The 18903-nt window shown below is 64.9% G+C and carries 18 protein-coding genes; 12 read left to right on the forward strand and 6 right to left on the reverse strand.

The features are described 5' to 3' along the window. Complete coding sequence (locus tag AC3G7M_RS02840) at window positions 1-1836, forward strand: ABC transporter ATP-binding protein/permease (RefSeq protein ID WP_489214208.1); 1836 nt, start codon at window positions 1-3, stop codon at window positions 1834-1836. Window positions 1837-1886: 50 nt separating this feature from the next. After that, on the forward strand, window positions 1887-2096 hold the full coding sequence (locus AC3G7M_RS02845; RefSeq protein ID WP_489214209.1) for a TOBE domain-containing protein: 210 nt from the start codon (window positions 1887-1889) through the stop codon (window positions 2094-2096). A gap of 4 nt (window positions 2097-2100) precedes the next feature. Here AC3G7M_RS02845 and AC3G7M_RS02850 read toward each other — a convergent pair whose 3' ends face one another. Next, complete coding sequence (locus tag AC3G7M_RS02850) at window positions 2101-3429, reverse strand: MFS transporter (protein WP_489214210.1); 1329 nt, start codon at window positions 3427-3429, stop codon at window positions 2101-2103. Between the two features lie 403 nt (window positions 3430-3832). On the opposite strand from AC3G7M_RS02850, the gene AC3G7M_RS02855 reads away from it, so the two are divergent. The 3 genes from AC3G7M_RS02855 to AC3G7M_RS02865 are packed head-to-tail and all read left to right on the forward strand — an operon-like array spanning window position 3833 to window position 7399. Next, window positions 3833-5401, forward strand: coding sequence for a sugar ABC transporter ATP-binding protein (locus tag AC3G7M_RS02855; protein ID WP_489214211.1), 1569 nt, complete (start codon window positions 3833-3835; stop codon window positions 5399-5401). Beyond that, window positions 5388-6401: an ABC transporter permease gene (locus AC3G7M_RS02860; protein WP_489214212.1), complete on the forward strand. Its 1014-nt coding sequence runs from the start codon at window positions 5388-5390 to the stop codon at window positions 6399-6401. The genes AC3G7M_RS02855 and AC3G7M_RS02860 overlap by 14 nt, the downstream gene beginning before the upstream one ends. Before the next feature lie 38 nt (window positions 6402-6439). Beyond that, window positions 6440-7399, forward strand: a complete 960-nt coding sequence (locus AC3G7M_RS02865; RefSeq protein ID WP_489214213.1) for a substrate-binding domain-containing protein — start codon at window positions 6440-6442, stop codon at window positions 7397-7399. 39 nt (window positions 7400-7438) lie between these two features. On the opposite strand, the gene AC3G7M_RS02870 is transcribed toward AC3G7M_RS02865, so the two are convergent. Then, entirely contained in the window at window positions 7439-9466 is a 2028-nt protein-coding gene (locus AC3G7M_RS02870) for a M3 family metallopeptidase (protein WP_489214214.1), read from the reverse strand. An 80-nt stretch (window positions 9467-9546) separates the two neighbouring features. Between AC3G7M_RS02870 and AC3G7M_RS02875 the strand changes: the two genes are divergently transcribed. From AC3G7M_RS02875 to AC3G7M_RS02895, 5 genes are all read left to right on the forward strand, one after another. After that, window positions 9547-10800 carry a GGDEF domain-containing protein gene (locus tag AC3G7M_RS02875; RefSeq protein WP_489214215.1) on the forward strand — a complete coding sequence of 418 codons (1254 nt, stop codon included), beginning with the start codon at window positions 9547-9549 and terminating at the stop codon, window positions 10798-10800. Between the two features lie 108 nt (window positions 10801-10908). Further along, window positions 10909-11901, forward strand: a complete 993-nt coding sequence (locus AC3G7M_RS02880) for an ABC transporter substrate-binding protein (protein ID WP_489214216.1) — start codon at window positions 10909-10911, stop codon at window positions 11899-11901. Next, window positions 11898-12935 (forward strand): ABC transporter permease subunit, encoded by a 1038-nt coding sequence (locus tag AC3G7M_RS02885; RefSeq protein WP_489214217.1) that lies wholly within the window; start codon window positions 11898-11900, stop codon window positions 12933-12935. Before AC3G7M_RS02880 ends, AC3G7M_RS02885 begins: the two co-directional genes overlap by 4 nt. Beyond that, window positions 12928-13680, forward strand: coding sequence for an ATP-binding cassette domain-containing protein (locus AC3G7M_RS02890; protein ID WP_489214218.1), 753 nt, complete (start codon window positions 12928-12930; stop codon window positions 13678-13680). Before AC3G7M_RS02885 ends, AC3G7M_RS02890 begins: the two co-directional genes overlap by 8 nt. A gap of 35 nt (window positions 13681-13715) precedes the next feature. Beyond that, window positions 13716-14543, forward strand: coding sequence for a sugar phosphate isomerase/epimerase family protein (locus AC3G7M_RS02895; protein ID WP_489214219.1), 828 nt, complete (start codon window positions 13716-13718; stop codon window positions 14541-14543). On the opposite strand, the gene AC3G7M_RS02900 is transcribed toward AC3G7M_RS02895, so the two are convergent. From AC3G7M_RS02900 to AC3G7M_RS02915, 4 genes are all read right to left on the reverse strand, one after another. Continuing rightward, complete coding sequence (locus AC3G7M_RS02900; RefSeq protein WP_489214220.1) at window positions 14531-15961, reverse strand: aldehyde dehydrogenase family protein; 1431 nt, start codon at window positions 15959-15961, stop codon at window positions 14531-14533. The two genes, AC3G7M_RS02895 and AC3G7M_RS02900, sit on opposite strands and share 13 nt — an antisense overlap. A gap of 116 nt (window positions 15962-16077) precedes the next feature. After that, entirely contained in the window at window positions 16078-16743 is a 666-nt protein-coding gene (locus tag AC3G7M_RS02905) for a DapH/DapD/GlmU-related protein (RefSeq protein ID WP_489214221.1), read from the reverse strand. Between the two features lie 26 nt (window positions 16744-16769). Then, entirely contained in the window at window positions 16770-17210 is a 441-nt protein-coding gene (locus AC3G7M_RS02910; RefSeq protein WP_489214222.1) for a hypothetical protein, read from the reverse strand. Between the two features lie 187 nt (window positions 17211-17397). After that, complete coding sequence (locus AC3G7M_RS02915) at window positions 17398-17661, reverse strand: DUF3126 family protein (protein ID WP_489214223.1); 264 nt, start codon at window positions 17659-17661, stop codon at window positions 17398-17400. Window positions 17662-17817: 156 nt separating this feature from the next. Here AC3G7M_RS02915 and AC3G7M_RS02920 point away from each other — a divergent pair, with 156 nt between their 5' ends. Then, on the forward strand, window positions 17818-18051 hold the full coding sequence (locus AC3G7M_RS02920) for a sulfurtransferase TusA family protein (RefSeq protein ID WP_489214224.1): 234 nt from the start codon (window positions 17818-17820) through the stop codon (window positions 18049-18051). A 59-nt stretch (window positions 18052-18110) separates the two neighbouring features. After that, window positions 18111-18902, forward strand: a complete 792-nt coding sequence (locus tag AC3G7M_RS02925; RefSeq protein WP_489214225.1) for an SDR family NAD(P)-dependent oxidoreductase — start codon at window positions 18111-18113, stop codon at window positions 18900-18902. Window position 18903 lies beyond the last annotated feature (1 nt).

Here is an 18903-nt window from a genome sequence, read left to right on the forward strand (position 1 = left end):
ATGGCGCGAGGACGTCACTGGCCGGTGCTGCCGGTCCTGGGCGGTCTGCTCGCCCTCTATCTCGCCGCGCCCTTCGTCGCCGGCCTTGCCCATCTCGGCGCCGCCGACTGGCACGGGGCCGATTGGCAAGGGCTCGGCCAGGCGACGCTGGTCTCGGTCCTCAGCGCCACGGCAGCGACGCTGCTGATCGCACTGGGCGGCATTCCGCTCGGCTATCTGCTCGCCAGGCGCCCCGGACGGGCGATGGGTCTGCTCGGCTTTCTGGTGCAGCTGCCGCTGGCTTTGCCGCCGCTGTCCAGCGGCATTCTGCTACTCTTCCTGCTCGGCTATGCGAGCCCACTCGGTCGGATCACGGCGGGCGCGCTGACCGACAGTTTCACCGGCATCGTGCTGGCGGAAACCTTCGTCGCCGCGCCCTTCTTGATCATCGCCGCGCGCTCGGCCTTCGCTGAGGTCGATCCGGTGCTGGAGGATGTGGCGCGCACCCTGGGCCATCGGCCTACGAGCGTCTTTCTGCGCGTCTCCCTGCCGCTGGCTGGTCGCGGCATTTTGGCCGGGCTGCTGCTCGCCTGGCTGCGCGCCTTCGGCGAATTCGGTGCGACCGTCATGGTCGCCTATCACCCCTATTCCCTGCCTGTTTACACCTACGTCGCTTTCGGAGCGGAAGGGCTGCCGGCCATGGTGCCGGTGCTGCTGCCCACCCTCGGCGCCGCGATCCTCGTCATGCTCGCCGCCACGCGGCTGACGATCCCTGCCCGCCGAAACGCGCGGCCAGAAGAGACCGAAGCGGCCCTTCCCCAACCAAGCATGACCGTGACTACGCCCGCCCGCCAGCAAGACTTCGCCTTTGCTATGGCGCGGCAGTTGGACGGATTCGCGCTCGACGTCGCCTATCGCGGCTCGGCCAGGCGGATCGCCATTCTGGGTCCGTCAGGCTCCGGCAAATCCCTGACGCTGCGCGCACTGGCGGGGCTGGACGCGCAAGGGACAGACCGCCTGACAATCGGCGCAGAGAACTGGGCGGGGATGCCGGCCGAGGCCCGCGCCGTCGCCTATGTGCCGCAAAGCTATGGGCTTTTTCCGCATCTGACGGCGGCACAGCAGCTCGCCTTCCCCCGCCATGCCGATGCCGCGCTGGCCCGGCACTGGTTCGGGGCGCTGGGCCTGGCCGGGCTTGAGCGGCGGCACCCGGCCGCGCTCTCGCTCGGGCAGCAGCAGCGGGTCGCTATCGCCCGCGCGCTCAGCCGCCCGGCTGATCTTCTGCTGCTGGATGAGCCTTTCGCAGCGCTCGATACGCCACTGCGGGCGGAACTGCGCGCAGCCCTGAGGGCTTTGCAGGCGCAGATCACCGCAACCTGCGTTCTCGTCACGCATGATCCGACGGACGCCTTCGCCCTCGCCGATGACATCATCATCCTGGACGGTGGGCGGGTCTTGCAGGCGGGGCCTGTGAACACTGTTTTCCTGCGGCCACGCAGCGCGCTGGTCGCGCGCCTGCTCGGCGCGGAAGCGACCGCGACAGGCGAGGTGGCCGCTGCGGACACCATCGCCATCGGCCAGGGCATCACCCTCACGGTCGCGGGGCCGCCGCTGCGGCGTGGCGCCCGCATCGGCTGGACGGCGGCGGCCGAGCGCATCCATATCGCAAGCGATGGCGGCCTGCCGGCTGAGGTCATCGCAACTGAACCACCGGTCGCGGGACGGCAGCGGCTGATCATCCGGCTGGGCGCGGCCGAACTGCCCATGATCCAGGCACCCGATGACACGCTTAGGCTCGGACCCGTGCAGGTCACCGTGCCACCTGGCGCCATCCAGGTCTGGGAGAAAGACGAATAAATGGCACTCGGCTAGTCTTACACAGCCTCGACATCAGGAAGGAGAAACCAATGAAACTCAGCGCCCGCAATCAGATCAAAGGCACCGTCGTCTCGGTCGTGAAGGGCCAGACGACCGGGCATGTCCGCATCGATATCGGCCAGGGCGTTATCATCACCTCTTCCATCACGAATGAGGCGATCGACGACCTCGGCCTCAAGACCGGCGACGCGGCCATGGCCGTGATCAAGGCCTCAGACGTGATGGTGGCGACGGACTGACGCGTCAGGACGTCGTGCGGCGGACGGGGCTGGCCCCCGGCGCGGGCGGCGTCGGCGTCAGCGTCAGGCTAAAGATAACGACGGCGGACAGCGCCATGAAGATGCCAACGATCAGCATCGGCAGCTGATAGCCGCCGGTCAGGCTCTTCAGCCAGCCAGTGATATAGGGCGCGGTGAAGCCGGCCAGATTGCCGATCGTATTGATCAACGCGATGCCGGCCGCCGCCGCCCCGCCCGACAGAAAGCGGGAGGGGATGGACCAGAATGGCGGCAAGGCCGCGAAGATCGCACAGGCGACCACCGTCATCAGCGCCATGATGGCGACCGTCGCCGAGACATGCACCGCCAGCGGAATGGCAATGGCGCCGACGATCGCCGGAATGCCCACATGCCAGGCGCGCACGCCGCGGCGGGTCGCATCCCGGCTCCACAAAAACAGCACGATCGCCGCCGGCAGATAGGGAATGGCGGTGATCAGCGCCTTTTCCATCACGCCGAAATGCACGCCCGCTTTGGTCTGGAAGCCGGCAATGATGGTCGGCAGAAAGAAGGCAATGGCATAAAGCCCGTAGACGAGACCGAAATAGACAATCGCGAGCAGCCAGACGCGGCCATTGGTCAAAGCCTTCAGCGGCGAGGCATGGCGCGCCGGACCATCTTCCTTCGCAAGCTCATCCTGCAGCCAGCGCCGCTCATCGGCAGTCAGCCATTTCGCGTCCGACGGCCGGTCCGGCAGGCAGAAGAAGGTGATGATGCCGACGATCACGGCCAGCAGCCCGACGCCCAGATACATCACCCGCCAGCCGGCGAGGCCGGTCCAGCCGTGCAGCTCCATGAGCATGGCGGCCAGCGGCGCGCCGATGACGATGGTCAGCGGCTGGGCGATATAGAAGCTCGCCAGCACCTCGGACCGGAAGCGCTGTGGCACCCAAAGACTGAGGAACAGGATGGCGCCGGGGAAGAAGCCCGCTTCGGCCACGCCCAGAAAGAAGCGCAGCCAGTACAGCTGCTCTATCGTCTGCACCCAGGTGAACAGGACGGTGACGATACCCCAGGTCACCATGATGCGGGCGAGCCAAACCCGCGCCCCATAGCGGTGCAAGGCAAGGTTGCTGGGGATTTCGAGCAGGATATAGCCGATGAAGAAGACGCCCGCGGCAAAGCCGAATTGCGCGGCCGTGAGGCCCAGATCGTGATTCATCCCGCTCGGCCCGGCGAAGGAGATCGAGACGCGATCAAGAAAATTGACGAAGAACATCATTCCGATGAACGCGGCGAGCCGCATGGAAATTTTTCTGACGGTCGCGCGCACGGCCGCATTGTCTGCCGGCATGGCAGTTCCCCCTTAGGCTTCACTGGGCGCCTGAATAAGCAGCGCAAGTTCCTGGACGGTCGCGGCTACCGGTCCGCCTTGTGGCGGTGTGCTGCGATCGGCGCGGAGACTATGGCTACTGGTATAATGAGTCAACCAGATGTGGAGACTTGAACTTCCTCTCCCGCCGGTTATTCTCCCCCGCCAACGATCAACAAAAACCACAACCGGTTCCGGCCAGTCCTTCATCGCTCTGCATTTCGGCCCTGCGCGCTGATGGCGTGTCCGTGGCTCGTAAACGTTTTCGATCGAGGCGCGTGCCGGCCGCAGCCAGGGGAGCTTTCGGGATGACCGCCATGCGCAAGATCACCGGCCCCGCGATTGACCGCGTCAGTGACAATCGCCGCACGCGCCTCGGTCTGCGATGACGGGGGCGCGCGCGGCCTCAGCCCAAGCCACGGATACCGCGCCGGGCGCGATCCTGGCGGGCGTCGCCCTCGCCAAGGATTACGGCGGCGTGCGCGTGCTCTCGGATGTCTCCATCGCGCTTCGTGCCGGGGAAGTGCATGCGCTGATCGGCGAAAACGGCGCCGGCAAGTCAACGCTCATGAAAATCCTCTCGGGCTACCAGCGCCCGAGCGACGGCGGCCTCCAGCTTGAAGGTCAGCCTGTACAGTTCACGTCGAGCGAGGAGGCCGAGCATGCGGGCATCGTCCTTATCCATCAGGAATTCAATCTCGCCGAAGATCTGACGGTAGAGGCGAATATCTTCCTCGGCCGCGAATGGCGTCATGGCGCCTGGCTCGATATCGGCGCCATGCGGGCTGAGGCGCGCCGTCTGCTGGCCGCGTTGGAAACGCCGATCGACCCGTCCGCGCGCGTCCAGACCCTGACCGTGCCGCAAAAACAGATGGTCGAGATCGCCAAGGCGCTGGCCCGCCAGGCGCGCGTGCTGATTCTGGACGAGCCGACCGCGGTGTTGACCCCGGTCGAGGCTGCGGTCCTGTTCCGCCAGATCGCGCGCCTCAAGGCGCAAGATGTCGCGATCCTCTATACCTCTCACAAGCTGGATGAGGTCGAGGCGATCGCCGACCGCATCACTGTGCTGCGCGACGGCCGCCATGTCATCACCACCCTGCGCGGCGCGATGACGCAGCAGGAGATGGCGCGACAGATGGTGGGGCGCGACCTCTCCGAACTCTTCCCCGTGCGCACGACTTCGCACCGCACAGATACTGTCCTCGCTGTCACCGAATTCTCCGTCCCCGGCTTCGTCCGCCAGGCCTCCTTCCATCTCCGCCGTGGCGAGATCCTGGGCTTTTCCGGCCTGATCGGCGCCGGCCGGACCGAGCTGATGGAAGGCATCATGGGTTTGCGCGCGGCTACCGGCACGGTCGAGGTTATGGGCCAGCGCCGCCGCATACGCCGCCCCAGTGACGCGCGGGCGCTGGGCATCGCCTATCTCACTGAAGACCGCAAAGGCCGCGGCCTGCTTCTGCACTCCTCCATGCGCGTCAACCTGACCCTCCTCGCGCTCGATCAGTTCTCGCGGTTTTTGATTGATGAGGAGAAGGAGAATGCGGCGCTCGACCAGGCGATCCGCGATTTCGACATCCGGGCACCCAACCGCGCCGTCGCCGTCGGCAATCTCTCGGGCGGCAATCAGCAGAAGCTTCTGCTCGCAAAGACGCTGCTGACAGACCCCGCCATCATCATCATCGATGAGCCGACCCGCGGCATCGATATCGGCACCAAGCAGCAGATCTACCGCTTCATCCACAAGCTCGCGGGCCAGGGTAAAAGCATCATCGTCATCTCCTCCGAAATGCCGGAGATCATCGGCCTCTGCCATCGCGTCATCGTCATGCGCGCCGGCCGCATCATGGGCGTGCTGGACGGTGCTGAGATCGGCGAACACGCGATTGTCGAACTGGCCATGGGTCTTGGCCAGACAACCTATGCTCCGCAGGAGATCCCGCATGGCGCCGTCTGACGCCGCATCCCTTCCCGGCAAGCCCGGTCTGCGGCCGTTCCGCCTCAATCTGCATCTGCTCGGGCCGCTGGTGGCACTCATTCTCCTCGTCATCCTCGGTGCCGCGCTCAATCCCGAATTCCTCAGCCCGCGCAATATCGCCAATGTCCTCGCGCGCTCCTCCTTCACCGGCATCATCGCGGTGGGCGCGACCTTCGTCATTACTGCGGGCGGACTCGATCTCTCCGTGGGCTCCATGGCCGCCTTCCTGGCCGGCGTCATGATCATCGTCATCAACCTCGTGGTACCGCATTTCGGCACCGGCTGGGCGACGATCGTGGTCGGCATGGCGGCGGGCCTGGCCCTCGGCGGCGCGGCAGGTATCGGCAACGGCCTGCTCATTACCCGCGGACGGATCGAGGCTTTCATTGTCACCCTCGGCACCATGGGCATCTTCCGCTCCCTGGTCACCTTCCTCGCCAATGGCGGTACGCTCTCGCTCAACTTCGATGTCATGGATACCTACCGCACCGCCTATTACGGCACCGTGCTGGGCGTGCCTGTGCCGGTCATCGTCTTTGCCATCGTCGCCATCCTGGGCGAGATCACCATGCGCCGCACCCGCTTCGGCCGGCATTGCGCGGCCATCGGCTCCAACGAGCAGGTGGCGCGCTATTCGGCGATCCATGTCGATCAGGTTCGCCTGCTCACTTACGTTTTGCAGGGCGTGCTGGTGGGCGTCGCGACGCTGCTCTATGTGCCCCGCCTCGGCTCGGCCTCGTCCACGACGGGGGTCCTGTGGGAGCTGGAGGCCATTGCCGCTGTCATCATCGGCGGCACAACGCTCCGCGGCGGCTACGGGCGCATCTGGGGCACGGTGATCGGCGTCGCCATTCTCAGCCTCATCGACAATATCCTGAACCTGACGAATATCGTCAGCCCCTATCTCAATGGCGCCTTCCAGGGCGTCATCATCATTCTGGCGGTCTTCCTGCAACGCATGCGGAGCGCACGCCAGTAGTGGCTTCAACCAACACCAAGACGAAAATTGGAGGAACGATGACGCGCCTCACTCTGCGGCTTGCCGCTCTCACCTGCCTGGCCGGCGCGGCGCTCGCCGGCCCCGCTTTGGCCCAGGACAAGACCTATACGATCGGCGTCTCCGTCCCCTCCGCCGATCACGGCTGGACCGGCGGCGTCGATTACTTCGCGCAGCAGACCATCGCCCGGCTCAGCAAAACCTATCCCAATCTCAAATTCGTGCTGGCCACCGCCAGCGACCCCGGCAAACAGGCGTCTGACCTCGAAGACATGCTGGCGACACGCAATATCGATGCGCTCGTTATCCTGCCCGGTGACCCGGATGCCATGACATCACCCATCCAGCGGGTGAAGCAGGCGCATAAATTCGTGACTGTGGTAGACCGCAAACTCTCCCAGCCGGGCATCGAGGATTTGTATGTCGCCGGCGACAATCCCGGTCTTGGCCGCACCACAGGCGAATACTTCCTGCAGCGCTTCCCGAACGGCGGCAATATCGTGATCCTGCGCGGCCTGCCGATCCCCATCGACAAGGAACGTGTCGATGCCTTCCAGGGCGCCATCGCCGGCAGCAAGATTAAGGTTCTGGGCATTCAATATGCCAATTGGAACCGCGATGACGGGTTCAAGGTGATGCAGGATTTCCTGTCGCGCTTCCCCAAGATCGACGCGGTCTGGGCGCAGGATGATGACACCGCCATCGGCGCCATCGCCGCCATCAAGCAGGCCGGACGCGAGAAGGAGATGTTCGTGGTCGGCGGCGCCGGCATGAAGCAGGCGATCAAGCAGGTCATGGATGGCAGCACGCTGGTGCCGATCGACGTCGGCTACGACCCCGCCATGGTCGGCACGGCGATCGAGCTGACGGCGCTGAAGTTTGAAACGGATGTGCCGATGCGCGGCCGCTTCATTGTTCAGTCACCGCTCATCACCAAGGACAATGCAGCGGAATACTACCACCCCGACTCGCCCTACTGAGCCGTTAAAAAGCCCCCGGCGCATGCCGGGGGCGAAGGTTCAGCCTGGCACCAGATCCCGCGCACGCAGCAGCGCGGCCGTGGACGGCGCGCGACCGCGGAAATCGACGTACAGCGCCATCGGGTCGCGCGTGTCACCAGCCGACAGCAGCACGCGCAGCCGCGCCGCTGTGGCCTGGTCAAAGACGCTGCCCGCCTCCTTGAAGGCCTCGAACCCGTCAGCGTCCAAAACTTCAGACCACAGATAGGAATAATAGCCGGCGGCATAGCCGCCGCCCGCAAACAGATGCTGGAAATGCGCCGGACGGTGGCGGATGCCGATTTCGGCCGGCATGCCGATACGCGCCACGAACTCCCGCTCATAGGCCTCGATATCGATCGATTGCGGGTCAGGATGCGCGTGCAATGCCATGTCGATCAGGGCAGCCGCCGTGTATTCGACCGTACCGAAGCCCTCGCCCCAGCCGCGGGCGGCGATCAGCCGCTCGGCCAGCGCATCGGGAATCGGCGCCCCCGTTTCATAATGGCGCGCATAGGTTCTGAGCGTCTCCGGCACGGACAGCCAATGCTCGTAGATCTGCGAAGGCATTTCCACGAAATCGCGCCGCACCGAGGTGCCGGACTGTGACGGATAGCGCACCTGGCTCAGCAGCCCGTGCAGCGCATGGCCGAATTCGTGGAACATCGTCTCGGCATCGTCAAAGCTGAGCAGCGTCGGCGTCGATTTTGCGAAGTTGTTGTTATTGACGATGACCGGTGAAATCACGCCGTCCATGCTTTCCTGGTCGCGAAAACTGCTCATCCAGGCGCCGGAACGCTTGTCCCCCCGCGCATATTGATCGGCAAGGAAGATGCCGACATGGCCGCGCGCGTCCCGCACCTCATAGGCGCGGACATCCGGGTGATACAGCGGCACATCCGGCAAGGGCACGAAGGAGAGGCCAAACAGCTTTCCAGCCGTGTCGAACACCGCCTGCTGCAACTGTTCGAGCACGAAATAGGGTTTCAGCTCCGTCTCATCCAGGGCGTAGTCGGCCTGACGCACTTTTTCAGAATAGTACCGCCAGTCCCAGGGGCGGATCGCGTCATTGAAGCCTTCCGCGCGCGCCGCCTCCAGCAGGCGGTCGCGCTCGGCCGCCGCCTTATGCTTGGCCGGCGCCCAAACCTCGGCGAGCAAAGCGTCCGCCGCCGCGGGCGTGCCGGCCATGGTATCGGCCAGACGGAAGGACGCAAAATCGGCGAAACCGAGCAGCTTGGCGCGCTCGGCCCTGAGCGCCAGGATTTCAGGAATTAAAGGCCGGTTGTCATGCGCGCCTTCATGCATGCCGCGGGCGATCCAGGCCTCATAGGCCTGCTGGCGCAAATCCCGCCGGCCTGAGAAGGTGAGGAAGGGTTCGATCAGGGAACGCGAGAGGGTAATGGCATAGCCCGGAACAGCCCGCTCGGCCGCGGCCTGGGCCGCCCCGGCGCGGACGAAATCGGGCAGGCCCTCAAGATCGCCCTCAGTCAGGGGCAGGAACCAGGTCTTTTCGTCATGCAGCACATTCTGGCCGAAGGCCGTGTGAAGCTCGGCCAGCCGCTCGGAAATCTCCGTCATGCGAACGCGTCCGGCCGCGTCCAGCGCCGCGCCGCTGCGGATGAAGCCCAAATGGGTGCGCTCCAGCAGGCGCATCTGGTCCTCCTCCAGGCCCAGCGCCGCGCGTTTCACATGGAGGGCTGCGATCCGCGCGAACAGCGCAGGGTCAAGTGCCACCCGCATGCCATGCTGCGCCAGACGGGGGGCGAGATCCCGATCCAGCACCTCCAGCGCCTCTCCGCCCAGGCTGCTGACGAGATTGTAGAAAACCGCGCTGACGCGGGACAGCAGGCGGCCCGAGCGTTCCAGGGCTTCCACGGTATTGGCGAAGCTCGGCGCCGCGGCGTTGCCGCCAATCGCCGCGATCTCTGCGAGATTCGCCGCCATGGCGGCCTCGAAGGCCGGCAGAAAATGCTCAGGTCTGATGCGATCGAAGGGCGGCAGGCCGAAAGGGGTCTTCCAGTCGGTAAGGAGCGGGTTATCCTGGGTCATGCGACATAGACGGTCAGAAGCGGCCCTCAGGGTCAAGCCGTGCCGCGTGCCTGCAGTTCCGAAGACAAGGCGAGCCTCGCATGCTGGACCATCTCTATCTGCCCGAGCCTTTGACCTTCGTCACCATTCTGGTGCTCGTCATCCTGCTCGCCTGCGTCAATTACCTGGTCATCTGGTTTCAGAACCGCAAAGAGACATCGCTCCTCTGGATGGCGGCGGCGGCACTCATCAGCGGCAGCGGCCTCTATCTGCGGGCGACCCTGCCGGAGCCGCAGGCCATCTTCCTCGGCATACCGGCCATTTTGTTCGGCCTCGGCTGCGTCTGGAAAGGCTGCCGTCTCGCCGCCGGCCGGCGGCCATATTGGCCGGGGCTGGCTGCCGCTCTTCTGGCCTGGCCGATTCTTTGCGTCCTCTCGGCGCAACTTGGCCAGCCGCGCGGCCGCACCGCCATCGCCTATTGTCTCGCGACCGTCCTGCTTTGTCTCGCCCTGCGGGCAGCCGTGGCGCCGGACCGGCCGCGCCGGCCGGGTCATTGGTTCGTGGCCCTGCTGCTGGGCGCCGAGGCCATCATTTGCGCGGTCTGGGCTGTCGGACAGGCGCTGACGGCAATCGGCCGCGCCCATTTCGGGCCGCCCATCAATATCCCCTTCTCCGCCTTCACCCTCACCGGCTTCCATCTGCTGATGAGCTACGCCTTCGTCGCCTGGGCGAAGGAGACGGCAGAGCATGCCGGCCGCGCCGAAGCCTATCGGGATGCGCTGACCGGCATCGGCAACCGGCGGCAGCTGGATACGGCGCTGGCCCAGGCGGTCACCCTGGCCCAGCGGCGGCGGCATGGGCTCGCCGTCATCATGATCGATATCGACCATTTCAAAGCCTATAATGACTATTACGGCCATCCGGCGGGCGATGCCTGCCTGCGCGCCGTGGCCCAATGCCTGGCCGAGACGATCACCCATCCCGAGGATGAGGTGATGCGCTATGGCGGCGAGGAATTCACGGTCCTGCTCCGCCGGGCCGAGGCCGAAGCGGCTCTGGGTCTGGCCGAGCGCATGCGTGCCGCCGTCCGGGCCATGGGCGTGCGCCATGCCGGGCAGGACAGCGGGGTGGTCACCGTCAGCCTGGGCGTCGCGGCGATGACCGCGGACCTCGCCACCCCCGCAGCCCTGATTGCCGCCGCCGACCGCGCCCTCTACCGCGCCAAGGAATTGGGCCGCGACCGGGCGGAACTCTTCGCGCCCGCTGACGCGATACGCTTTCCGCTGGAGCAGGGGCGCGTCCGCGCAAGCGAGGGCCTGCGCGCAGATGTGCGGTCACCGGGGATCAAAATTTAAAAAGGGGACTAGCGGTCGCGCCAGCGACGTGGCCTGATAGGTGAACGCGCCCGGAAAGGGCGGCCTCATAAGAATGAACAATAAAAACACGATGAGGAGAGACACATCATGGAACGGCGTTCTGTCATCGGCGGTCTGGGCCTAGGGCTTGCAGGTGCCGCCAGCCTGATCGCGGCGAAACCCGCCCGCGCTGCCGGCACATCCTTCACGGTCGCGCTCATTCCGGGCCTGACCACCGACGCTTTCTATATCACCATGCATCGCGGGGCTGCGGCGGCGGCCAAGGCCTTCGGCATCAACCTCGTCTTCCAGGGTGCGCCCTCCTTCAATCCGGTGGAACAGGTCCCGGTGCTGGATGCGGTGATCGCCCGCAAACCGGATGCGCTGCTGATCGCGCCCACCGACAAGGTCCAGTTGATCCAGCCGCTGCAAAGTGCGGCCGCGGCCGGCATTCCGGTGATCACGGTCGATACCTATATCGGCACCGGCCTCTATCAGACCGGCTCGGGCAATGCCGATTTCCCACTCTCCTACATTGCATCGAACAATACGCTGGGCGGCCAGATGGGCGCGCGGGCGCTGGCGAAGGAACTGGGCGGCAAGGGAAAGGTCTACGTCTCGAATATCGAACCGGGCGTATCGACAACCGATGAGCGGACAGCCGGCTTCATCGCTGAGATGAAACAGAACTTTCCCGGCATCACCGTGCTGCCGACGCAGTTCAATGATGATGACGCCAACAAGGCCGCCTCTCAGGCGCAGTCCGTGCTCGCACGCAATGCCGACCTGGGCGGCGTTTTCGGCGCCAATCTCTTCTCCGCCATGGGTGCGGCCAACGGCATCCAGCAAAGCGGCGCCGGCGGCAAAGTGAAGGTCGTCGCCTTCGATGCGCCCCAGACCATCATCGGCAATATCAAAAGCGGACTGATCGATATCGCGATCGCCCAGCATCCGGCCGAAATCGGCTGGTTCGGGGTGGCTGCCGCCTATGCGCATTTGACCGGGCAATCCATCCCGCCCGCCATCGCGACCGGCTTCACCGTCATCGACAAGCAGAATGTCGATGACCCCGGCATCCAGAAATTCGTCTATTCGGCGTGAGCACGGCCACTTCCCTGCGCGCGGCACCGGGCACGCCCCGGGGCCGCCGCACCCTGGCCGCGCTGGCCGCCGCGCGGGCCTGGATCTTTCTCATTCTGCTGCTGATCATCTTTGAGATCTGGTCGCAGATCGCCTATGGCAGCACTTTCCTGTTCAGCCCCTTCAATATCCGCTCCATCGCGGTCTTTGCCGTCGCACCCGTGCTGCTCGGCCTTGGCCAGACGCTGGTCATCATCTCGGGCGGCATCGATCTGTCGGTCGGCTTCACCATGGGTTTCGCGGCCGTCATCTCGGCCCAGGTCGCGAACAGTGTCGGCGCCGCGGCCGGACCCGGCATCGGGCTTGTCGCGGGTGTCGTCATAGCACTTGGCGCCACCATGGTGCCGGGATGGATCAACGGCGTGCTGGTCGCCCGCCTGCGCGTGCCACCCTTCATCGGCACGCTCGGCATGTATGGCGTGGCCCGCGGGGCCGCCTATCTGCTCGCCAATGGCACCACGGTACCGGTCAACAACAGCTGGCTGACCTGGCTCGGCAATGGCCGCATCATCGGAATTCCGGCCGTCGTGGTGATCGCCGCCATCATCATCGCGATCTTCCATTACCTGCTCGCCGAGACCCAGTTCGGGCAATATACCTATGCGATCGGCGGCAATCGGCAGGCAACGCTCAGGGCGGGCGTCAATGTCCGCCGCGTCACCATCATCCTCTATATGCTCTCGGCGCTGACGGCGGGGATCGACGGCATCCTCTATACCGGCCGCTTCGCCGCAGGCGCGCCCCAGGCGGGCGAGCCCCTGCTGCTGGACAGTATCGCCGCCGTCGTCATCGGCGGCGCCAGCCTCTTTGGCGGATCGGGCACCATCATCGGCACCATCATCGGTGCGCTGATCATCGCCGTCATCCAATACGGCCTCGTCTTCCTCAATGTTGAGCCCTTCTGGCAATTCATCGCGGTGGGACTGGTCATCATCATTTCCGTGCTGGTCGACCAAAGCCAGCGGCGCCTGGGTGGAGGGCGGCAGGATGAGTGAGATCGCGACCGGGGACACGGTTCTCGAAACGCGCGGCATTTCCAAGCGCTTCGGCGGCGTGCATGCGCTGGAGCGGGTGGATTTCAGCCTCCGCGCAGGAGAGGTTGTGGCGCTGGCCGGGGACAACGGCGCCGGCAAATCGACCTTCACCAAAATCATCTCCGGCGTCTTCCAGCCGAGCGAGGGCGAGATCCGCTATTGCGGCAAGCCCGTCTCCTTCGACGGTCCGCAGGCCGCCCGCGCAGCGGGGATCGAGACGATCTACCAGGATCTGGCCCTTGCCGATAATCTCGATATCGGCGGGAATGTCTTCCTGGGTCGCGAACTCAAAAGCAAATTCCTGTTCCTGCCGCGGATTGACCGCAAGCGGATGCGGGAAGAAGCGGCCAAGGCCATCCGCGTGCTGGACGTGCATCTCGACAGGCTGGACAGGCCCGTACGCGCGCTCTCGGGCGGGCAGCGCCAGGCCGTCGCCATCGGGCGCGCCATCCATTGGGATGCGCGGGTGCTGATCATGGATGAGCCGACGGCCGCCCTCGGCGTGCCGGAACAGCGCAAGGTGATGGACCTCATCCGGTCATTGAAGACCAAAGGCCTCGGCGTCATCTTCATCTCCCACAATCTCGCCGATATGTTCGCGGTCAGTGACCGCATCGTCGTGCTCCGGCGCGGCATTGTGGCCGGCGAACGGCGCGTGGGCGAAGTGGACCCTGAGGAGATCGTGCGGCTCATGGTCGGCAGTTGACTGGCCATCGGACCGGATGAAATCGAAAGCGCGCCATGAACCCGGTCGGCATTGTCGCCAAGACCTTTCCCGGACATACGGCAGCCTCCGTCCTGGCGCAGGTGCGGGCAGCGGGCTATTGCTGCACGGAATTCAGCCTCTCCTGCTGCGGCCTACCCGCCATGCCGGACAGTCTTGATCCCGCAACCTCGGCCGGCATCGCCACGGCGGCGGCCGAGAGCGGGGTCACCATCGCTGGGCTGACCGGCACCTATAATATGATCCACCCCGATCCCGCGATACGGCGCCAGGGGCTGACCCGCCTCGCTCTGCTGCTCGCCCATGCGCGGACCATGGAGACAGGCCTTGTCACCCTGTGTACCGGCACGCGCGACCCGCATGACCGCTGGCACCACCACCCCGATAATGAGGGACCGGAGGCCTGGTCCCTGCTGCTGACGGAAATGGAGCAGGCGGCGGCGCTCGCCGATCAGTTCGACATCGATCTCGGCATTCAGCCTGACATGGGTAATGTCGTCTGCTCGGCCCTGCGCGCCGCCGATCTTTTGGAGGATATCCGCTCCCCCCATCTCTGCATCCTGCTCGACCCGGCCAATCTGGTGACCTCAGCGCAGGCTGATCAGGAGCACATCTTCGCTGAGGCTTGCGATCTGCTCGGTGACCGGGTTGCGATCCTCCATGCCAGGGATCGCAATGCCGACGGGATAGCGGTGCCCCCCGGCCAGGGCATCATCGACTTTCCGCTCTTCTTCCAGCGCATGCGCGAGGTGGGGTTTGCGGGTCCCGTCATCGCCCATGGGCTGCAAGCGGCGGAAGCGGCCGATACCCACCGCTTCCTGTCCCGCATGCTTCAGGCGCCGTAGCCGATGATGCCCTTGATCTCCATGAAATCACGCAGGCCGAAATCGGCATATTCGCGGCCATTGCCGGACTGCTTATAGCCGCCGAAGGGCGCGAACAGATCCCAGTCCGGGTAGTTCACCTGCACGGCACCCGCACGCAGACGGCGGGCAACACGGCGGACCTCGTCCATATCCGTGCCCTGAACATAGGCGGCCAGGCCATAGGGCGTGTCATTGGCGATCGCAATCGCCTGCTCGACCGTCTCATAGGGGATGATGGCCAGCACGGGCCCGAAAATCTCTTCCCGTTCGATGCGCATGCCGGGCTTCACATGGCCGAAGACGGTCGGCTTCACGAAATAGCCGGCATTGATGCCGTCCGGCTTGCCGGTGCCGCCGACCACAAGGGTTGCGCCCTCATCGATGCCCGCCTGAATCAGCGCCTGCACCTTGTTGAACTGAATGTCGCTGACCAGCGGGCCAAGCTCTGTCGCCTCGTCGCGCGGATCGCCGGTGACCACGGCCAGCGCGTTACGGCGGGCAATCTCCAGCGCCGCGTCATGCTTGTCGGCGGGCACCAGCATGCGCGTCGGCGCATCGCAGGACTGGCCGGTATTGCCGAAGCAACCCATGACGCCCTGGCTCACCGCCTGTTCCAGGTCCGCATCGGGCAGAATGATATTGGCCGATTTGCCGCCCAGTTCCTGCGCCACGCGCTTGACGGTGGCAGCCGCGTTACGTGCCACATCGGTGCCCGCGCGGGTCGAACCGGTGAAGGACACCATATCGATATCGGGGTGGGATGACAGAGCGGCGCCCACTTCGGGTCCGGTGCCGTTCACCAGATTGAAGACGCCACGGGGCACGCCCGCTTCATGCATGATTTCGGCAAAGACCATGCCGGAAATGGGCGCGATTTCGGAGGGTTTCAGGACCATGGTGCAGCCGGCAGCAAGCGCCGGTGCGACCTTGCACATAATCTGGTTCATCGGCCAGTTCCACGGCGTGATCAGGGCCACCACGCCGACCGGCTCATGCGTTACCACCGTCGTGCCGCGCTGCTCGTCAAAGGCGAAGGTCTTGAAGGATTCAATCAGCGCTTCCAGATGTCCCTGGCCGGCGAAGGCCTGGGAATCGCGCGCGCGGGCGATCGGCGAGCCCATTTCCTGGCTGATTGCCAGGGCCATATCCTCATAGCGGCGCTTGTAGATGGTCAGCATGCGCTCCAGCATCGCCAAGCGCTCGTCGCGGCTCGTCTGGGAGAAGGTCTCAAACGCCGTACGCGCGGCCGCAACCGCAAGGTCCACATCCGCTTGGCCGCCGAGCGAGATAGTCGCGAAAACCTGTTCTGTCGCGGGATTGATCACGCCCAGGGGGCGCGTCTCAACCGGATCGACGAAGGCGCCGTTGATATAAAATTTCGTGTAATCCGATGTCATGACAGATCTCTTCTCTCTTCCGGCAAAGCGGCGGAAGATTGGCACTGTCAATTGAAGATCGGCAACAGAAATTGTGATAAAATGAAAAAATATTCCCGAATTTCAATTTGGGAATATCAGACGCCCGGATCGTATTTGGCGGCGAAATCAGCGGCGTCCAAGGCGCGAAAATCGGGCAAGGCCGCTTTCAGCTGCGCGTGGCTCCAATGCCACCAAGCGATGCGCCGTAACGACGCTTCAACCTCTTCCGTCACGCGCCTGCGGATGATGCGGGCCGGGTTGCCGGCGACGATGGTGAAGGCCGGCACATCCTTGGTGACGATGGCACCCGCGCCGATCGCCGCCCCGTCGCCGACCGAGACACCCGGTAGAAGCGTGGCGTTATGGCCGATCCAGACATCATGGCCGATCGTCACCCGGTGCTGCATCCGCCAGGCGAAAATCTCGGAATCATCCTCGTCGGCCAGTCCATGGCAGCGGCTGCGATAGGTGAAATGGTGCAGCGTGGCGCGCCAGAAGGGATGGTTGGTCGGGTTGATGCGCACGTTGGAGGCGATATTGCCGAACTTCCCGATCTCGGCATTAAAGACTTGGTCGTCTTTGACGAGATAGGTCCAGTCGCCGATCGTACTGTCGAAAACCTCGCAGCGCGGGCCGATGGAGGTCCAGGCGCCGATCTCGGTATTGCGGATCAGGGCATCGGGATGCAGCCAGGGCGCTTCGCCCATCTCGCCGTCGCCCCGCCAGGGATCGTGATATTCACCCTGATTGATCAGGACCATAGTCTTCCTTCCCGCGCGAGGCGGCGTCAGTCCGTGTGGCCTGCGGCGAAAGGATTGCCACCCGGCCAAAGCACGGACGGCGCCGCGGGCATCTCATAGGCGATACCAGAGCGCCTATCCGCGCCAAAGAGGCTGCCGTAAATTGTCACACCCTTGTCCAAATGGGCCTGAAAGGCAGTGCTGCTTGCCAGCGCCGTGCCGGGCGCCATGGGCGAGGTGGCTGGCGTCACCGGAATCCGGGCCAGCGCGGGTATCGTGGCGCCGACCGGAGCAAGGACGGAAAAATCGATTCGGGCCGCGCGTCCAAAAACCGCTGCCGCCAGATGCCGGCAGAGATTAGCGGGCAGCGCCGTCTGCCCGGCGACAACCGCGCAGGGCAGGATGGTCGCCCCCGCACCCCCGGCCATCGCCGGCATGGCCTGCGCACCCACAAGAAAAAGCGCAGCCGCAGCCAGCGACATCCGCATCACCGCCTCCAATTCCCGATAACAAAAGTCTACTTCCGTAACATTTTTCTGCCAAGGGGAATCGCATGACTGGCAAGCCGGGGTGCCATCTCCAACGTGAAACGGTTGGAGGGACAGCCAAAAGAAAAGGGGCGCCGCTGGCGCGATGCCCCCATCCCTTTTCACTGGCTGTCTGGCGCAGCCGGATTTAGCTGCGGCGGCTCGGTGCCTTGGCGCCGGGCTTGGCAGCGGCCTTCGGCAGCGGCGGCAGATCCTCGTCAAGCACGGTCAAGGTCACCGCATAGGATACCTCGCCCTCATCGGTGTCCTTGTCCACGGTGCCGATGGTCTCACCCTCGACGGCCACTTCGATCGGGAAGCCGGGCTTCAGCGGCGGCACGATGGTCAGCTTGTCGCTGCCCAGAATCCGGCGAAGATAGGTCTGCACGCGTTCGATTTCGGCTCCGGTCATAGTCCCGGTCCTTTCCAAAGTGATTGTCGTCTCGTCGTGGGGCCAGATAACGGATAGCGCCGCGGAGCGCCACGCCCTCCATGCAGGCCGGCACTGATGCCAGCGGGAAGGAGACCATCCCTTGATCCGCCGCCCCGAGGGCGCCAGGATGCGGGCATGAGCGAAACCGTGCTCGATCTCAAAGATCTGATCTGCCCCCTGCCCGTGCTTCGCGCCAATCGCGCGCTCCGCGCCATGCCGGCCGGGGAGCGGCTGCGCGTGCTCGCGACCGACGCCGCCTCGGTCGCGGATTTCCAGAGCTATTGCCGGGAAACCGGCCATATCCTGGTCTCCTGGAGCGAAGAGGCTGGCATCTACAGTTTCACGATCAAGCGCCGCGCCGGCGACTGATCCGCATCTGCCAGGCCCCCGCAGAGGGGCCGGCGACCAACACCCATGGAGGAAAGACAATGGATCTCGGTCTGAGTGGCAAGGCGGCCGTCATCACCGGCGGCAGCGTCGGCATCGGCCTCGCCATCGCGGAAGGCCTGGCGGCCGAAGGGGTCAATCTCCTGCTCTCGGCACGGGACGAAGCCCGCCTGACCCACGAGGCCGCGCGCATCGCCAGCACCTTCGGCGTGCAGGTGGACATCGCCGCGGGTGACGTCTCCGACCCCGCCGCGATCGACGCCATCGTCGCGAAAGCGGACAGCGCCTTCGGCGGCGCCGATATCCTGATCAACAATGCCGGTACCGGCAGCAATGAGACCATCATGGCGGCGCCCGACGACAAGTGGGACTTCTATTGGAACCTGCATGTCATGGCCGCCGTCCGGCTCGCCCGCGGCCTTGTCCCCGGCATGAAGACCCGCGGCGGCGGCGTCATCCTGCATAATGCGTCGATCTGCGCGACCCAGCCGCTGGGCTATGAGCCGATCTATAATGTCACGAAAGCGGCCCTGGTCATGTTCTCCAAGAACCTCGCCAATGAGGTCGTGGGTGACAATATTCGCGTCAATACCGTCAATCCTGGCCTCGTGCTGACGCCGGACTGGATCAAGACCGCTAAGCAGCTGACCGCCGATACGGGCGGCGATTGGGAGGGGCATTTGCAGTCCGTCGCCGATGAATTCGCTCCCATCAAGCGTTTCGCCTCGCCCGAGGAGATCGCCAATCTCTTCGTCTTCCTCTGCTCAGACCGTGCAAGCTACTGCGTCGGCTCCGCGATCTTCGCCGATGGCGGCATGCTGCGGACGATCTGAC

The organism is Acidisoma sibiricum, assembly GCF_057837225.1.